12 protein-coding genes are annotated in these 16,359 nt (G+C 73.1%); 1 reads left to right on the plus strand and 11 read right to left on the minus strand.

Annotated features, from left to right (window positions below):
* Positions 1-205: 205 nt before the first annotated feature.
* Positions 206-610 (minus strand): globin, encoded by a 405-nt coding sequence (locus D3105_RS08475; protein WP_003969111.1) that lies wholly within the window; start codon positions 608-610, stop codon positions 206-208.
* A 115-nt stretch (positions 611-725) separates the two neighbouring features.
* On the opposite strand from D3105_RS08475, the gene D3105_RS08480 reads away from it, so the two are divergent.
* The gene (locus tag D3105_RS08480) at positions 726-1,730 is read left to right on the plus strand and encodes a methyltransferase domain-containing protein (RefSeq protein ID WP_118901702.1); all 1,005 of its coding nucleotides are present in this window, start codon (positions 726-728) and stop codon (positions 1,728-1,730) included.
* A 75-nt stretch (positions 1,731-1,805) separates the two neighbouring features.
* Here the strand turns inward: D3105_RS08480 and D3105_RS08485 are convergent, their stop codons facing one another.
* The 10 genes from D3105_RS08485 to D3105_RS08530 all read right to left on the minus strand — a co-directional run bounded on the left by D3105_RS08485 (position 1,806) and on the right by D3105_RS08530 (position 16,356).
* The gene (locus D3105_RS08485; RefSeq protein WP_118901705.1) at positions 1,806-3,170 is read right to left on the minus strand and encodes an FHA domain-containing protein; all 1,365 of its coding nucleotides are present in this window, start codon (positions 3,168-3,170) and stop codon (positions 1,806-1,808) included.
* 130 nt (positions 3,171-3,300) lie between these two features.
* Positions 3,301-4,656 (minus strand): vWA domain-containing protein, encoded by a 1,356-nt coding sequence (locus D3105_RS08490; protein ID WP_118901708.1) that lies wholly within the window; start codon positions 4,654-4,656, stop codon positions 3,301-3,303.
* A 19-nt stretch (positions 4,657-4,675) separates the two neighbouring features.
* Positions 4,676-6,115 (minus strand): PP2C family protein-serine/threonine phosphatase, encoded by a 1,440-nt coding sequence (locus D3105_RS08495; RefSeq protein ID WP_118901795.1) that lies wholly within the window; start codon positions 6,113-6,115, stop codon positions 4,676-4,678.
* Between the two features lie 2 nt (positions 6,116-6,117).
* Complete coding sequence (locus tag D3105_RS08500; protein WP_118901711.1) at positions 6,118-8,991, minus strand: serine/threonine-protein kinase; 2,874 nt, start codon at positions 8,989-8,991, stop codon at positions 6,118-6,120.
* On the minus strand, positions 8,988-10,340 hold the full coding sequence (locus D3105_RS08505; protein WP_118901714.1) for a hypothetical protein: 1,353 nt from the start codon (positions 10,338-10,340) through the stop codon (positions 8,988-8,990). The genes D3105_RS08500 and D3105_RS08505 overlap by 4 nt, the downstream gene beginning before the upstream one ends.
* A gap of 140 nt (positions 10,341-10,480) precedes the next feature.
* Positions 10,481-11,515, minus strand: coding sequence for a glutamate ABC transporter substrate-binding protein (locus D3105_RS08510; protein WP_118901717.1), 1,035 nt, complete (start codon positions 11,513-11,515; stop codon positions 10,481-10,483).
* A gap of 11 nt (positions 11,516-11,526) precedes the next feature.
* Positions 11,527-12,912, minus strand: coding sequence for a hypothetical protein (locus D3105_RS08515; protein WP_118901720.1), 1,386 nt, complete (start codon positions 12,910-12,912; stop codon positions 11,527-11,529).
* Between the two features lie 300 nt (positions 12,913-13,212).
* The gene (locus tag D3105_RS08520; protein ID WP_118901723.1) at positions 13,213-14,187 is read right to left on the minus strand and encodes an N-acetylglucosamine kinase; all 975 of its coding nucleotides are present in this window, start codon (positions 14,185-14,187) and stop codon (positions 13,213-13,215) included.
* The gene (locus D3105_RS08525; RefSeq protein ID WP_118901727.1) at positions 14,178-15,443 is read right to left on the minus strand and encodes a 6-phospho-beta-glucosidase; all 1,266 of its coding nucleotides are present in this window, start codon (positions 15,441-15,443) and stop codon (positions 14,178-14,180) included. The genes D3105_RS08520 and D3105_RS08525 overlap by 10 nt, the downstream gene beginning before the upstream one ends.
* A gap of 1 nt (position 15,444) precedes the next feature.
* Positions 15,445-16,356, minus strand: coding sequence for a carbohydrate ABC transporter permease (locus D3105_RS08530; protein WP_118901729.1), 912 nt, complete (start codon positions 16,354-16,356; stop codon positions 15,445-15,447).
* Between the last annotated feature and the right edge of the window lie 3 nt (positions 16,357-16,359).

A 16,359-nucleotide genomic window follows, 5' to 3' on the forward strand; every position in this document is an offset into this window, starting at 1 on the left:
AGCCCCGAAAACACCGCATGCCCACGCCCCCCCCCGACGTACCGGCGATGCTTTCAGAGGCACCAGGGTTTCGGTAACCGCTTACAGGGGCACCTTGATGCGATCGTGATCGTTATCCGGAGGTGGAGCGTCGAATTCCGGAGGCGTTCGGTCACAGAACGTTCACGAGGCCGCTGGTCGGTGCTCCGCCGACGTCCGGAAGCGATCAGTCCGCGGTGTTGACCATCGAGGCGGCGGCGTACGTCAGGTAGTCCCACAGCTGCCGCTCGTGCTCGGGCGCGAGCCCCAGCTCGTCCAGCGCGACCCGCATATGGGCGAGCCAGGCGTCATGGGCAGCGCGGTCCACCCGGAACGGCGCGTGCCGCATCCGCAGCCGCGGGTGGCCCCGGTGGTCGCTGTAGGTGCGCGGGCCGCCCCAGTACTGCATCAGGAACAGCGCGAACCGCTCCTCGGCCGGGCCCAGATCTTCCTCCGGGTACATCGGCCGCAGCAGTTCGTCGCCCGCCACGCCCTCGTAGAAGCGGTGGACCAGGCGCCGGAAGGTCGCCTCGCCGCCGACCTGCTCGTAGAAGGTCTGCTCCTGAAGCGTGTCGCGCGGAATCTCAGTCACCCGTCCATGGTCGCAGACACACCGGCCGGGGTCAGCGGTCCTAGGACCATCGTCCGGTATCCCGCCGAGCGCGCTCCCTCTCGCCCTCACGCCCCCGGCGCAGGACAGTGGAGACATGGGTGCACACCGGCAGGGCCCCTCCCCGTCCGCCCCCGACGCCGAGGCCGACGCGGCGCGGGACGCCCTCGTGCGGGAGATCGTCGCGCGGGGCGGACTCACCGATCCCGCCTGGCGCACCGCCTTCGCCGAGGTGCCCCGCCATCTGTTCGTGCCGTTCTTCTACGTGCACGGGATCGGGGGCTACGAACGCCTCGGGGCCGAGGGCGCCGACCCCGGACAACGCTCCCGCTGGCTGCAGGGCGTATACGCGGACGGGGCGCTGGCCACCTGGCTCAAGGACGGCGAACTCGTCTCGTCCTCCAGCCAGCCGTCCCTGATGGCCCTGATGCTCGACGCCCTCGACGTGGCGGACGGACACACGGTGCTGGAGATCGGAACCGGCCCCGGCTACAACGCGGCGCTCCTCGCCCACCGGCTCGGCGACCCCGCCGTGACCAGCGTCGATCTGGACCCGGAGATCACGGAGTCGGCCCGCGCCCACCTCGCGGCGGCCGGGTACCACCCGACGGTGATCACCGGCGACGGCGCCCGGGGCTGCCCGGAGCGCGCCCCGTACGACCGGATCATCGCGACCTGCACCCTGCCCTCCGTACCGCAGAGCTGGCCGGAACAGTGCCGTCCGGGGGCGTTGATCCTCGCGCCGCTCGCCACCGGCCTGGTCCTGCTGGAGGTCCGCGCGACGGCGCACGGACCGCGCGCCGAGGGGCACTTCCTGCACACCCCGGCGTACTTCGTGCCCCTGCGCGGGGCGCTGCCGCTGGCCGACGGACTGCCGCACCTGGGCGGACTGCCGCGCCGGGTGGCCGGGGACGACCTGTTCCGGTTCCTCCTGACGCTGACCGCGGGCACCCTCGATCCGCACGAGGCCCTCTCCCTCTGGGAGCGCGAGGGGTGCCCGCAGCGGGAGAGGTACGGCATCACGGTCGGCCAGGGCCGGCAGTGGGCCTGGCTCGACGATCCGCAGGGCCCCTACACCTGGCCGCTCGCCGCCGGTCGGTGAACCGCGGCGGCGAGCACCGGCATCCTGTCCGGCCCGGCGCGTGCCCGGCTCCTGCGCGTGCCGGGCCCGGCGGTCTCAGTCCCGGCGGACCGTGATCGTCGTCCACGCCCCGACGTGCACCTGGTCGCCGTCCTGGAGCGGTACGGGGACGTAGGGCTGGATCGGCTCCTCGGCGCCGTTCAGCGTGGTGCCGTTGGTGGAGTTCTGGTCGACGACCGCCCAGCCGCCGTCGGGCTGCTGGACCAGCACCGCGTGCTGGTGCGAAACGCCCGGGTCCTCCGGGGGCACCGAAAGATCGACGTCCGGGGACTCGCCGGTGCTCTGTCGACGGCGCCCGATGGTGACCTGGCTGCCGGTGAGCGGAAGACGCTGCTCCGGGGAGTACGCGGGCAGGTTCAGCCCGGTCGCCTCGGGGCCGCTGCGCTGCATCATCGCGAGGAAGTACGCACGGTCCGGGGCGATCACGGCGGTCCAGGTGGCGGGCTGCTGCGGCCGGCCCTGGCCGGGCACACCGTGCTGCTGAGCCTGGTCGTATCCCTGGTCCTGTCCGTGCTGCTGGCCCGGGTGGCCCTGGCCCTGGCCCGGGTGGCCCTGGTGAGGGCCCGGCTGCTGGAACTGCTGGGGCGGCTGCGGCGGCTGCGCCTGGGAGGGCGGCGACAGCATCCAGTCGTCCCCTCCGGTGTGCCCCGACGACTGCGGGGGTGCGGGCGGCGCCGACTGCTGCTGCGGCGGCGGCGCGAAGGGCGAGGCCTGCTGAGGCTCGAACGGCGACGGCGCCGACTGCTGAGGCTCGAACGGCGACGGCGCCGACTGCTGCGGCTCGAACGGCGAGCGCGTCGACGGCGGACCCTGCTGCTGGAACGAGGACGGCGGAGCACCCTGCTGGAACGACTGCGAAGGCGCACCCTGGCCACCGTTCCCCTGCGGACCGTTCTGCTCCGGGGTGAGCGGCTCGGCGGGACGGTTCATCTGCGAGGGCCGCGAGCCCTGGTAGTCGAACGGGTCGCGCGGCTGCGGTGTGCCGGGCGGACCGCCCTGCGCACCGGGACCACCGGGACCGGGCTGTCCGCCGGGGCCCTGCGCCTGGAAGCCGGGCGGCAGGTTGAGGCCGGGCGGCGGGCCGCTGGGCGTGCTGTGCTGCGGGGCCAGCGGGGTGTAGGAGGTCGCCGTGTTGGTGAGGAAGTTCCAGCGGCACTCCTCGCAGAACGGCGCCATCGCCTCACGCGGCGTACGGCACTGCGGGCAGAGCTCCGCCTGCATGGTGGGCTGTCCGCCGCCGGTGCCGGACCCCGGCTGCGGGTAGCCGTAACCGGGCGCGGGCGGCGGAGGAGGCGGCGGGGGCACCGCGCCCGCGGGCGCACCGCCGGTCGTCATGCGGTGTCCGCAGACCTCGCACCAGTCCTCGGAACCCGACTGGTGTCCGTTCGGGCAGGTCGGCATGTCGGCGCTTCCCCCTCTCCTCTTCCGGCCGCGGAGGCCGTCATGCTGTCGATCGCGGCGTCGTTGCTCAGCGAATACGTCGGGCTGCTCTGTGCTCACGGCCCGTTGGTCATCGGATGACCGCGCCGTGTCACTTTTTGACGCGAACGGTCTTGGTGGAGCGGGTTTCGAGGGTCATCTCGTCCGCTTCCGCGACCTTCGCCTTCAGTCGCACAGTACCTGTCGCGGCATCGACGACGTCGACCACCTTCGAAAGCAGTTTCGCAGTGTCCTGGTTCCCGGACGCCGACGCCAGCTGCACCGCACGGCCCAGCTTCGCCGTCGCGCCGTCGAAGTCGCCCGACTTGCGCGCTTCCAGCCCCTGCTGGATGACTTGTGCCAGTTCCGCCTGACCCGTGTAGTGCGCGACCTGCGGATTGATCGAGGTCGACGCCACCATGTCGTCCGTCCACACGGCCCGTACGAGCCCCTGCGACAGCGTCTGCGGCGCACCCGCGCCCGAGGGGTCGGGCAGGACCAGCGAGACCCGGGCGGCCAGCATCTCCTGGCCGATCCCGGCCTCCGGCACCAGGACGCACACGTGGTAGTCACGGGACTCGTCGCCCCAGGAACCGGTCGGGTAGTCCCCGGCCCGGGCGTTCGCCTCGGTGCGCCGGGCGGTCAGGTCGGCGACGGTCGGCGCGACCTGCTTCACGAACCGGATCTCCACGCCCACCGGGGTCCAGAGCCGCAGCGCCACGTCCGCGACCTCCTTGCCCATGGCGTTCTCCATCATCCGCGTGAAGTCCGCGGCCAGGCCGGAGGGGTCGGCGACGATGTCGGCCGTGCCGAGGAGGGCGGCGGCTACGCCGGTGACCTCCTTCACCTCCCAGTCGGTGCCCACCCCACGGGCGTCGCAGGTGAACCGGCCCGCGCAGGAGTCCAGGGCCGCCCGCAGGTCCTCGGGCGACTCGTGCTCGTTGCGGCCGTCGGTCAGCAGGATGCCGTGCCGGATGGCGACGTCCGCGGAGTTCAGCAGGCGGTCGGCCAGCCGCAGCCAGGTGCCGATCGCGGTGCCCCCGCCCGCGCTCAGCTTGCGCAGCGCTTCCTTGGCCTGCGCCTTCGTCTGCGCGTCGGCGACCGCGAGCCGGCCGTTGCCCGGGTAGACGTCCTTCGCCACATGCGTACCGGCGACCACGGAGAATCGGGTCCCCTCGCGCAGGGTGTCGATGGCCGCCGCCGTCGCGTCGCGCGCGTTGCGCATCTTCGTCGGCGGGTAGTCCATCGAGCCCGAGCAGTCGACCATCAGCACCACGGCCGCGCCGGGTCCCTGCCCCGCCCCGTACGCGGGCGCGGCATCCGCCAGTGGTATCCCGCCGGTGGTGCCCCCGCCGGTCGAGGTCACGGTGACGATCGCGTTGACCTCACGGCCGCCCTCGGGCAGGAACGCGTTCTGGTACACCTCGACGGAGAACTGCGGCACCTGCGACTTGGAGAAGTTGGCCATCTGGTCGGCTCCTTGAGGCTCAAACGGTTTCGCAGGCCGATCCTGCCCCTTGCGGCCGGACGGCGAACGGCAGAAGTGCCACTGTTACGTTGTCGTGGCCCCCGCCGTCGAGCGCGTGTCCGACGAGCACCTGGGCGCCGCGCAGCGGGTTTTCCTGGGCGTCGGCCGGGACCGCCGCGGCCATCTCCTCGGCGGACTCGGCGTAGTTCCACAGGCCGTCCGTGCACACGACGACCAGGCCGGGCCGGTCCGGCTTGAAGGCGGCGGTGTGCGGCTCCAGTTCGTACGCGTCGGCGCCGAGCCAGCCGGTGATGGCGTGGGCGCGTTCGTCCGCGTACGCCTCGGCCTCGTTCATCAGGCCGGCCGCCACCATCTGTGCGGCCCAGGAGTCGTCCTCGGTGAGCCGGGCGGTCGGCTGGGTCCGGTCCTCGGGAACCCAGTAGACCCGGCTGTCGCCGACCCAGCCGACGATCAGCAGCTCGCCCGCCATGACCGCGCCGACCAGGGTGCAGGCCGGGGCGTTCTGGTGGCGGTGCGCGTCGTGCTCCATCGCCCCGGCCGGCTCCTGCGCCAGGGCGTTGACCGCCTCGGACGCGGCGACGATCGCCTCGTGCATCGCCTGCTGCGGATGCGTACCGCGCGCCAGGGACTCCAGGAGTGACTCGTTGGCGGCGTTCGCGGCGGCGGCCGACGCCTCGTCGGGGCGGCTCGCCGAGGAGACGCCGTCGCAGACGATCGCGACGACGGCGGGCGAGCCGTCGGGCAGGGCGGTGGAGGACACCGCGAAGGAGTCCTCGTTGCGGTGGTGGCGCAGGCCCCGGTCGCTCACCGCGGCCACCGAGCCGAGCTCCTGCTCCATGTGGTCGCGCTCGCGGGGCTGGGCGTGCCCGCAGTTCTCGCAGTAGCCGTCGGGGTCCACCCGGCCGGAGCGGCAGGCCACACAGAGCTTCCCCCCGGCGGCGGGAGCGGCGGCGGCCGCGGCGTGCTCCGCCGTACGGGGATCGGGCGCGGCCAGCGCGAAGTCACCGGAGTGCTCCGCACCGCCCGGCTCCGCCCGGTCGTCGTGGCGCACCGGAACGGCCGAGGGCTCCGGTCCGACGACGGGCTCCGGCTCCGGGGCCTGTTCCCGGACCTGCCCCTGGACCTGCTCCTGCTCCGCCAGGGGCCTGCCGCCCGAGTCCGTCCCCGGCAGGTCCGACGGACGGTGCACGGGCGCGGGCACGTCCGAGCTGTCGATCTCCGCGGCGGCGGGCCACCGCACGGCCTCGACGCCCGACGCGGCCGACGCTTCCGGGGCGGCCGGGGGCACGGTGATGGCCATGGTGGGCCGGTCACCGGGGCGCGCGGGCACGGCCGAGAGGTCGTAGCCGCACGCCCCGCAGAACAGATCGCCCGCGGCCGGCGGTTCCTCGCAGCCGGGGCACTTCGGCAGGGCGGGCTGCTGGTGGCTCTGAGACATCTTCACACCCACGTCCGGGGGCGGAAACGGTTGGCCCGCTCCACCAGTTCGATCCTCTCGTCGCCCCGCTGCGCGAGCCGGGCGAGCATCCGGTACGAGCGTTCCAGCCCGAACCGCAGTCCCCGCTCGGTCAGTTCGGCGCCGAGCAGCTTCCGTGCATCCGGCGGACCGGCGTCCGGTCCGCCCGGCCCCGGGACACCGGGACTACCGGAGAGTACCCAGTCCAGCGCCTTGCCCAGTACCTCCGTCGACAACTGCTCGTGCCGCACCGGGTCCAGACCGAAGGCGTCCAGCGCGGTCACCTGGACCCCGGCGGCCGACAGATCGGCCAGCAGCGGTTCCCGGTGCGAGCGCTCGCGCAGCCGCGCCCGGACGGCGGCGACCCGCGCCGCCGTGTAGTGGATCGAGGCCTCCGGCACCGACTCCAGGGTGCTCACCGCCGCCCCCCGCTCCCCGGCGGCGATCTGCACCCGGGCCAGGCCGAACGCGGCGCTGACGAACCCCGGATCGGTCGCCCACACCAGGCGGTAGTACTCGGCGGCGTTGTCCAGCTGGCCCAGCACCTCCGCACAGATCCCGAGGGCCAATTTGGGTGCCATCTCCCCGGGGAACGCGTCGTAGACCGCGTCGAAGGAGAGCGCCGCCGTCTCGTGGTCGCCGGTCACCAGCGAGGTGACGCCCCGATACCAGACGACCCGCCAGTCGTCCGCGTGTTCACCCTCCAGGGTGGTCAGCGCACGGGCGGCCGCATCCGGCTCCCGCATCTCCAGCCGGGCCCGCAGCTCCCGCAGCCGGGTCTCCAGCGAGGGGGCGGAGACCGTGTGCAGGGCGGTGATCAGCTCGGCCGGGGCGGAGGCCATCAGACCGGCGAGGAAGCCGGCGTTGGGGTCCATCGCGTCGACCCGGGGGACCGGCAGCGCCAACGCGGTGGCCGGGGCGTCGAACGGGGCGAGCCGGACACCCCCGCCGGGGCCGTACGGTCCGGCCGGAGCGGTCTGGACGTACGGCCCGGCCGAGACGCCGGTGGCGTACGGTCCGGCGGAGAGGCCCGGGGCCTGCTCGGGCGGCCGGGGCGCCGGTACAGGGGCGTGCGCCGGGGGAGCGTACGGAAGCGGAGCCCCGCCGCCCGGCGCGGAACCCCGGACATGGGTCGGCGGCACGGCCAGGGGAGCGGCCCCCGGTGAATCCGCCGCGTGACCACCTGCCGGGCCGGACGGCTGCGCGCCCACCGGCAGCGCCCCGGCCACCGCGGACGTCACGGCCCCCGGCGCGACCGGAGCCGCACCGCCGTGGGCCTGCCCCGGGCCGCCCTGCGCGGGAATGCCGGCCGTCCGGCCGCCGCGGCCCTTGCGGCGGCCCAGCAGCCCGCCCCGCGCGGCGCCGGTGTCCCGGCCGCCCAGCTGCGAGACGTCGTCCGTCTGCGGGGCGAACAACTCCGTGTCGACCACGCGCAGTTCCGCGCCGAACAGCGTCGACAGGGCCGGACGCGGCCGCCCGGTCTGCAACGCCACGACCTCCCGCAGCACCCCCGTCAGCTGCTCGGCCATCTCCGCCGCGGAGCCGAACCGCCGGGCCGGGTCCGGGTCGGTGGCCCGCACCAGCAGCCGGTAGAACGACTCGTAGGTGCGGAACACCTCGATGGTGTCCGGGTCCGGCAGCGAGTCCACGAAGACGTTCGTGTACCCCTGGAAGTCGAAGGTGAGGACCGCCAGCGTCCGGGCCACCGTGTACAGGTCGGAGGCGACCGACGGGCCCAGCTCCGCCACCTCGGGGGCCTGGTAGCCGACCGTGCCGTAGATCGCGGACTCGTCGTCGTCCATCCGGCGCACCGCGCCCATGTCGATCAGCTTGAGCTGGTCCTCGGTCTGGATCGCGTTGTCGACCTTGAAGTCGCAGTAGAGCAGATTGCGGCTGTGCAGATGACCGAGCGCCTCCAGCGCCTCGATCCCGTACGCGCAGGCCTGCTCCACCGGCAGCGGGTCGCGCTTCCCGGCCGGGGTGCGGCGCTCGTTCGCGATCTCCTTGAGGGCCTTGCCGCCGACGTACTCCATGACGATGTAGCCGTCGAGGGAGCCGGTGCGCTGGTCCAGGTGCTCGACGAAGTTGTAGATCCGCACGATGTTGGAGTGCTCGATCTCGGCGAGGAAGCGGCGCTCGGAGATCGCGGCGGCCATCGCGTCCTGGTCGCCGGTGTCCAGCAGGCCCTTGAGGACCACCCAGCGGTCGGAGACGGCCCGGTCCACCGCGAGGTACACCCAGCCGAGACCGCCGTGCGCCAGACAGCCCACGACCTCGTACTGGCCGTGCACGATGTCGCCGCCGGTCAGCTTCGGCACGAAGGAGTACGGGTGGCCGCACTTGGTGCAGAACCCCTCGGTGCGGCCCTCCCGCTCACCGCGCGAACGGCCCACCGGGGCCCCGCAGTCCGAACGGGAGCAGAACCGCTTGCGCTCGGGCACCTCCGCCCGCTCCATCACCGCGGTACGCGGATCGGGCCGGGGGACGTCCGGAACCTCCACCAGGCCGACGCCGAGCCGCCCCCGCGCCGAGGCCGCCGACGTCGAGCCGGAGGAGCGCACCGAGACCGAACGGGACGTGGACGCCCCGGACAGCGAACGCGACAGCCGGCCGGAGACCGAACGGCGCGAGGTCGACGAACGGGACGAGGACCGGGCGGAGGCCCGGGAGCCGGATCGCTGCGACGAGCTGTCCCGGCTGCTCGCCCGGCCGCCCCCGGCGATCCCGGTCGGCGGCGAGGAGACCATGCCCGTCGGCGAGACGACCGGAGCCAGTCCGCAGGTGTCGCAGTACAGCTCACCGCCGCCCATGTCCTCGTAGGTCCCCTCGCACGCGGGGCGCTGGCACTGCGTACTCATCGTGATTCCCCCTGTTCGCCCGCGCCCCGCCCGTCCTGCGGTCCGTCGGGCCGGCGCGGCGGCAGCGACTCCGCGACCGCGTGCTGGTAACGCAGGACGGCCTGCTCGGCGACCCGCAGATCGCACGGCGCGCTCCACAGCATGCGGCGCGCCGCGTCGTACCGCTCGATCAGCAGCGGGTCCTCCGCCAGGCCGTGCCGGGCCACCTTCGCCTTGTACGCGTCGAGCCGGCCGCGCAGCTCCGCGCGGACCGCCAGCGGCGCGGTCACCGAGGTCAACGACTCGCGAGCGCGCAGCAGTTCGTCCTCGGCCTCCTGCTCCAGGGACTCCAGCAGCGGCGAGAGCCGGTGCCACTGGGCGTGCCTGCGGTGTTCCGACGCGGCCGCCAGACGCTCCTGGAGAGCGGTCGGCGGACCGCTGACCGCGGGCACCTCGGAGGCGGCGATCTTCGCCAGCACCTCGCCGCGCGCCGCCCGCGCCTCCGTCAGGGTGCGGTCGGCCCGCGAGAGCACGTCCCGCAGCCGCACCAGGCGCGCCTCCGCGTCCTGCCGTACCGCGAGCACCGCCTCGATCTCGCGCCGTACGTCCTCCAGGGCGCGGGCGGCCCGGTCGTAGCGCGAGGTGTCGGGGCGGCCGCCGCCGGGCGCGGCGCTGCCGGGACCCGGCAGCCAGAACGCCAGCGGGTCCGAGATCACCTGCACCCGCAGCGTCGTCAGCTCCTCGGTGATCTCCGTCAGATCGTCCCCGGCCGGATGCTCACCGGGCCGCACCCCCACCGAGTGCGCCAGCGACCGGGTCCGGTGCAGCTCGGCCGCGAGCAGGTCGATCCGGGCGGGCAGCGCCGACCAGACGGAGTCGGAGGCGACGACCATGTCCAGGGACCTGGCGTACAGCTCGTTCATCCGGGCGACCAGCTCCTGGAGCGAGAACCGCTCGGAGAGCCGGGCCGGGCCCGTGGCCGAAGGCGGCGGCACCGCACCCGGGTTGGCGACCGTGACCGACTCGCCGCGCAGCAGCTCGGTCAGCGCCGCGAGGTCCTCCCGGTTCGGGTGGCGGCGGCGCGCACGGATCTCGCGGGCCTCGGACAGCGCCCCCGCGTACGCGTCGAAGTACCCCCACAGGAGGGTGATCGACTGCTCGGTGGCGGCCCAGCGCTCCCGGGTGACGCCGGTCAGCTCGGCGCCCTCCAGGAGCCGGCGCCCGGCATGGTCCTGGAGCGCGAGGAGCGAGGTCTCGATGGCCTCGTGCTCCGCCCCGAGCCGGGCCAGCGCACGGTCCGCCTCCTCCCGGTCCATGACCGGTCCGGAGGGCCTCCCCGCGAAGCTGGGGAAGGATCCCGCGACGCCCATCGATCACCTCTCCGCTCTCCCCGCCGGGCCGGTGGGCCCGGCGGGATCGGTCTGCTTCGGTCTGTTCCGGCCGGCTCGTTCCGGTCCGTACGCCGCTGTGGTGCACGGTTCCGCGGCGCAGGTGCCGCGGGGGCACGGGGTCAGTCGGTGCGGTACTTGGGGGCGGGCGGTGCGGTGATCCCGGGCAGGCCGGTCGCCAGCCACTTCCCGTAGGACCGCATCCAGGCGCTGTCCTTGCCGCCCGCCCGGTAGTCGACCAGGACCTTGTTGACCCGGGCCACCAGGTCGTCGGAGCCCTTCTTCGTGGCGACGCCGTAGTACTCCGTGGTGAACGGGTCCTTCCCCTTGAGCTCCACCGCCGGGTCCTGCGCCGCCTGCCCGGCCGCCAGGGCGTTGTCCGTGACGACGGCGTCGACCTCGCCGAGCTGGAGCCGCACCAGACAGTCCAGCTGGTTGGGCACGGTCAGCCGGTCCGGGTCGCGCTCGGTGCCGTCGAAGTCGTCCTTGTAGAGCGCCCCGAAGGACTTCTTCTCCAGCGCCTCGTACGCCGTGGAGCCCTCGGCCGAGCAGACCCGCTTGCCCTTCAGCGAGGAGTCGTAGCCGGTGATCGGCGACTTCTTCGGGGCGAGCACCTGCTGCCCGGCCTGGAAGTAGGCGGTGGAGAAGGAGACCTGCTCCAGCCGCTTGCAGTTGATCGTCATCGTCCGCACGACGACGTCGACCCGGTCGTTCTCCAGGGCGGCGATGCGCTGGTTGGTGGGGATGGCCCGGAAGATCACCGCGTCCGGGTCGCCCAGGAGGTCATCGGCGATGGCCCGCACCAGGTCGATGTCGAACCCCTCCAGATCCCCGCTCTCCGGATTGCGGTAGCCCCAGCGGAAGCTGTTCTGGTCGACGCCCGCTATCAGCTTGCCGCGCTCCTTGATCTTCTCGATGTTCGGCCCGTCGTCGCCGGACGCGGGCAGGCTCGCCTCCGGCTCGGTGCACGCCTCGGCCCGGGTCCGGTCGGCCGTCACCACCCCGCCCGACGTACCCGCCCCGGCCGAACCGCCGTCGTGGTGGGCCAGCGGCAGCAAGGTGACAGCGGCGGTCACCGCGCACGCCACCGCCATTCCCGTCACACCGCCCCAGCCGCGCAGGCCGCCGCGCCCGGGCCGGCCCTCGGACCTGCTCATCGCTGCCCCTCTCACCGGTACTCCGAGAGCCTGCGGTTGACCCCGACGATCACGGCGACGGCCCCCAGCACCGCCAGGGCCGCGGCCCCGGTCGGCAGGCCCCGCAGGACCCCGCGCCCGTCCTTCGCCGCCGAGGTGAACTCGCCCTGCTCATGGGCGAGCGCCTTCTCCAGCGCGGCGTCCACCTGCTGGAAGGACTGCCCGGTGGACTTCTCCGTCCCGATGATCTGCGCCAGCGCGCCGTCGTAGTCGCCCCGGTCGTCCGTGGCCCGGGCCTCGCGGTGCCGTGCCTGCCACTGCGACACGCCGTCCGCCGCCGTGGCCACCGGCGCGCTCCCGCTGTCGTCGTCCGCGAGCCGCTCGGCCTTCTCCAGCTGCGCCTTCAGCGCCTTCATCCCCGAGCCGTAGTCCGCCTCGTACTGGTCGGCGGAGCCGTCGGGCGTCAGCACCGCGCCCCGAGCCACCAGGGTGAGGTTCTCATTGGCGCGCGCCTTCAGGGAGTTGATCCGGGCGTCGTTGAGGACGTCCAGCGACTCCTGGCCGTGCACCATCGCCGACCGCAGCTCCGCGCGGGCCACCGTGTGCCCCACGGCCAGCCAGAGCACCACCACCGAGGCGGCGGCCGTCGCCGCCAGCAGCCCGTGGTTCAGCACCCGGTTCGTCCGCCGGTAGGTGCGCCGCTGCATCCACCCCAGCGCGCCCAGCACGACGGCCCCGGCGCCGATCGACCACAGCGGCCACTGCCGGGCGTCGGCCGAGTCGCTCTCCAGCCGGCCCGTCTCCGCCGCGTACAGCCGCTCGGCGGCGGGGAGCATCTCGCCGGTCATCTTCTGGTTCGCGTACCGGAGATAGGCGCCGCCCAGCGGCAGGCCCTGGCGGTTGTTGGCGCGGGCGCGCTCGATCAGGCCCGTGTAGACCGGGAGCAGCTTGTTGAGGGTGGCTATCTCACGGCTGGACGCACTGGCGGAGTCGGTGCTCCCCGACGCCTTCACCAGCAGCCGGGCCGCCTCCTCGATGTCCTTCCGATACTGCTCCTGCACCGCCTCGGGCTCCTGCGCCCCCGCGAGGAACCCACTGGCCGCCGTCGTGTCCGCGTCCGCCAGGAAGCGGTAGATGTCCGCGGCGTCGGCGCTGAGCGGCTGGCTGCGGCTGACCACGTCGTCGGCCGAGGAGGCCCGCTGGGATATCTCCAGCGTGGTCACCGCGCCGAACGCGACGACCAGCAGGGCCAGGACGGCCCCGATGATCTGGAGCCGGCCGGGCTCGGTCGTCGCCACGGCGCGCAGGCGCCGCACCTGCGCGGTCCACGTGGTGCGCTGGGCGGGCACGCCGGCGTGCCCGGACAACGGGTCCGGCGTACGCAACGTCTGCGAGCCGCCGCTCGGCGGGTGTGTCACTCGCCCTCCCCCTCGGTCACTGACAGTTGGGTCCCCGTCCCGTCCCCGTCATCAGTCCCCGCATTCGATCAGGGCGGACGCGGCCGATCAAGGCAAGCAGCACAACGTGCCCGGATACATCCCCATAAGCGAACGGACTTCCCATCAGGTACACGTTCCAGAAGCCCGATCGGTTCCCTCGCGCCCCTCGTACGCCGGCCGTTCACCCGTACGAGGAACGAACGGGGAACGAACGAGCGGCGTCCCCCCACGTGGTGTGCGTGGAGGGACGTTTCCCCGACGAGCGGTGCACCGGAACCCTCAGGCGTACCGCGCGCGCAGCCTCCGGTGGACCTCCGGACCCGCGCCCGTCCGGTCCAGGCCCAGCAGCGCCGCGCCCAGCACCGGCGGCTCGGACACGACGCGCACCTCGGCCTTCGGGGCGCGGGCCGCCAGCAGCGCGGCGATCCGGTCGTTGAGCTGCGGGTGGCGCGCGGCCAGCACACTGCCGCCGAGCAGCACCGGAACCTCCTCCTCCAGCAGGTCGAGGCGGTCCAGCGCGACCACGGCCATCGCCACCACCTCGTGCGCCTGCCGCTTCACCAGCGCGGCCGCCACCGGGTCCCCGGCCTCCGCCGTGTCGAACAGCACCGGCGTCAGCTCGTGCCGCCGCGCCAGTGGGATCGCGCCCCGGTGCAGCGCCTCGATCAGTCCGTACATCGAGTCGAGCCCGAAGTGGCCCGGCAGTGTACGGGCCAGCTCCGACGGCTCGCCGCGTCCGTCCTCGGCGCGCGCGGCGAACCACAGCGCCTCCTCCGCGAGCCCCGAACCGCCGCCCCAGTCACCGGAGATGCGCCCGATCGCGGGGAAGCGGGCGGTCCGCCCGTCCGGGGTCATGCCCACGCAGTTGATCCCCGCCCCGCACACCACCGCGACGCCCCGGGGCTCGTCCACCCCGGCGCGCAGGATCGCGAAGGTGTCGTTGCGCACCTCCACCGATGAGCCCCACCCGCGCGACTCCAGAGCGGCGGCCAACTCGGCCTCCTCGACCGGCAGATCGGCATTGGCCAGACAGGCGGAGACATGACCGGAGAGGACGGGCGGAGCCGGCAGCTCCGTGACCGCCCGCTCCAGCACCCCGGCCAGCACGTCGATCGCGGCCTCCACCCCGATCGCCGGCGGCTGGAAACCGCCGCCCCGCGCCGTGGCCAGCACCGTTCCGTCCTCGCCGATCAGTGCCACATCGGTTTTGCTGTTGCCCGCGTCGATGGCGACGACCGACACGTTCACGCCCACGCCAGGTGCTCCCGGTTGTGTGCGATCAGCCGGTCGGTGAGGCCCTCGGCATAGTCGAACTGACCGATCAGCGGGTGGGCCAGCAGCGCCTTGAAGACCCGGTCCCGGCCACCGCGCAGCGCGGCTTCCAGGGCGAGGTCCTCGTACGCCGTGACGTTCGCGATGAGGCCGGCGTACAGCGGGTCCAGCGCCGGGACGGCCAGCGGGACGGCACCGTCGCGCCCGACCCGGGCCTGCACCTCGATCACCGCGTCGGCCGGGAGGAAAGGCAGCGTCCCGTTGTTGTACGTGTTGACCACCTGGACCGGGGAGCCGCCGTCGCCCAGCAGCGAGGCCGCCAGGTCCACGGCCGCCTCGGAGTAGAAAGCGCCGCCCCGCTTGGCGAGCAGCTCCGGCTTCTCGTCGAGCGCCGGGTCGCCGTACATCGCGAGGAGTTCCTTCTCCATCGCCGCTACCTCGGCGGCTCGCGACGGCTTGGTGCCGAGCTCTCGTACGACCTCGTCGTGCGCGTAGAAGTAGCGCAGGTAGTAGGAGGGGACGACGCCGAGCCGGTCCACCAGCTTCCGTGACATGCGCAGGTCGTCCGCGATGGTGTCACCGTGCTCCGCGAGCAGCTTCGGCAGGACGTTCTCGCCGTCCGGGCCGCCGAGGCGCACTCCCAGCTCCCAGCTCAGGTGGTTGAGCCCGACGTGGTCGAGGTGCACCTGGCCCGGCTCCACCTCCAGCAGCCGGGCGAACTTCCGCTGGAAGCCGATCGCCACGTTGCACAGGCCGACCGCCTTGTGCCCGGCCTGGAGGAGGGCGCGGGTGACGATCCCGACCGGGTTGGTGAAGTCGATGATCCAGGCGTCCGGGTTGGTGCGGCGGACCCGCTCGGCGATGTCCAGGACGACCGGCACGGTGCGCAGCGCCTTGGCGAGGCCGCCGGCGCCGGTGGTCTCCTGGCCGACGCAGCCGCACTCCAGCGGCCAGGTCTCGTCCTGGTTGCGCGCGGCCTGTCCGCCGACGCGCAGCTGGAGCAGGACCGCGTCGGCGTCGGCCACGCCCGCGTCGATGTCGGTGGTGGTCGTGATCCTCCCCGCGTGGTCCTGCTTGGCGAAGATCCGCCGGGCGAGGCCGGAGACCAGCTCCAGGCGGTCGGCCGCCGGATCGACGAGGACCAGCTCCTCGATCGGCAGCGTGTCCCGCAGCCGGGCGAATCCGTCGATCAGTTCAGGGGTGTAGGTGGACCCGCCACCCACTACTGCGAGCTTCATGTCAGCCCTTTACTCCGGTCAGTGTGACGCCCTCGACGAATGCCTTCTGGGCGAAGAAGAAGACGGCGATCACGGGGGCCATGACCAGAACGGTCGCGGCCATGGTCAGGTTCCAGTCGGTGTGGTGTGCGCCCTTGAAGGATTCGAGGCCGTAACTGAGCGTCCAGGCGGCCGGGTTCTCCGAGGCGTAGATCTGTGGTCCGAAGTAGTCGTTCCAGGCGGCGAAGAACTGGAAGAGGGCGATGGCCGCGATCCCGGGCCTGGCCATCGGCAGGACGACCTTCATCAGCGTACGGAACTCCCCGCAGCCGTCGACCTTCGCGGCGTCCAGGTACTCGTTCGGGATGGTCAGCAGGAACTGCCGCAGCAGGAAGATGGAGAACGCGTCACCGAAGGCCATCGGGATGATCAGCGGCCACAAGGTGCCGGACAGGTCCATCTGCTTCGCCCAGAACAGGTACATCGGGATGATGACGACCTGCGGCGGCAGCATCATCATCGAGATGACGAGCATCAGCGACAGCTTGCGGCCCCGGAAGCGGAACTTCGCCAGCGCGTACGCCACCGGGATCGACGACACCACGGTGAGGACGGTGCCGACGCCCGCGTACAGCAGGGTGTTGCGCCACCAGGTCAGAAAGCCCGGGGTGTTGAAGACCCGTTCGTAGTTGCCCCACTCCCAGGTGTTGGGGGTGAGGTCGCGGGTCAGGGCCTGCTGGTCGCTCATCAGCGAGGTCAGCACCACGAAGACGAACGGCAGCACGAAGAAGAGCGCGGCGGCGATCCCGAGGGAGTGCACGGCGATCCAGTGCAGCAGCGCCTTGCGGCGGGCGGTGCGGGCGGCGGGCGTGCGCGAGGCGCGCTCCGGGGAGGCGGCAGCGGCTTTACGGACAGGGTCGAGGAGGACGGTCATGGC

The sequence above is a fragment of the Streptomyces globisporus genome, assembly GCF_003501885.1.
Classification (GTDB): domain Bacteria; phylum Actinomycetota; class Actinomycetes; order Streptomycetales; family Streptomycetaceae; genus Streptomyces; species Streptomyces globisporus_D.

Excerpts from the sequence above, each read along its gene's own strand:
- D3105_RS08495 (WP_118901795.1), bottom strand. The coding sequence starts at position 6,115 with ATGTCTCAGAGCCACCAGCAGCCCGCCCTGCCGAAGTGCCCCGGCTGC.
- D3105_RS08490 (WP_118901708.1), bottom strand. The coding sequence starts at position 4,656 with ATGGCCAACTTCTCCAAGTCGCAGGTGCCGCAGTTCTCCGTCGAGGTG.
- D3105_RS08500 (WP_118901711.1), bottom strand. The coding sequence starts at position 8,991 with ATGAGTACGCAGTGCCAGCGCCCCGCGTGCGAGGGGACCTACGAGGAC.
- D3105_RS08505 (WP_118901714.1), bottom strand. The coding sequence starts at position 10,340 with ATGGGCGTCGCGGGATCCTTCCCCAGCTTCGCGGGGAGGCCCTCCGGA.
- D3105_RS08530 (WP_118901729.1), bottom strand. The coding sequence starts at position 16,356 with ATGACCGTCCTCCTCGACCCTGTCCGTAAAGCCGCTGCCGCCTCCCCG.
- D3105_RS08485 (WP_118901705.1), bottom strand. The coding sequence starts at position 3,170 with ATGCCGACCTGCCCGAACGGACACCAGTCGGGTTCCGAGGACTGGTGC.
- D3105_RS08480 (WP_118901702.1), top strand. The coding sequence starts at position 726 with ATGGGTGCACACCGGCAGGGCCCCTCCCCGTCCGCCCCCGACGCCGAG.
- D3105_RS08510 (WP_118901717.1), bottom strand. The coding sequence starts at position 11,515 with ATGAGCAGGTCCGAGGGCCGGCCCGGGCGCGGCGGCCTGCGCGGCTGG.
- D3105_RS08525 (WP_118901727.1), bottom strand. The coding sequence starts at position 15,443 with ATGAAGCTCGCAGTAGTGGGTGGCGGGTCCACCTACACCCCTGAACTG.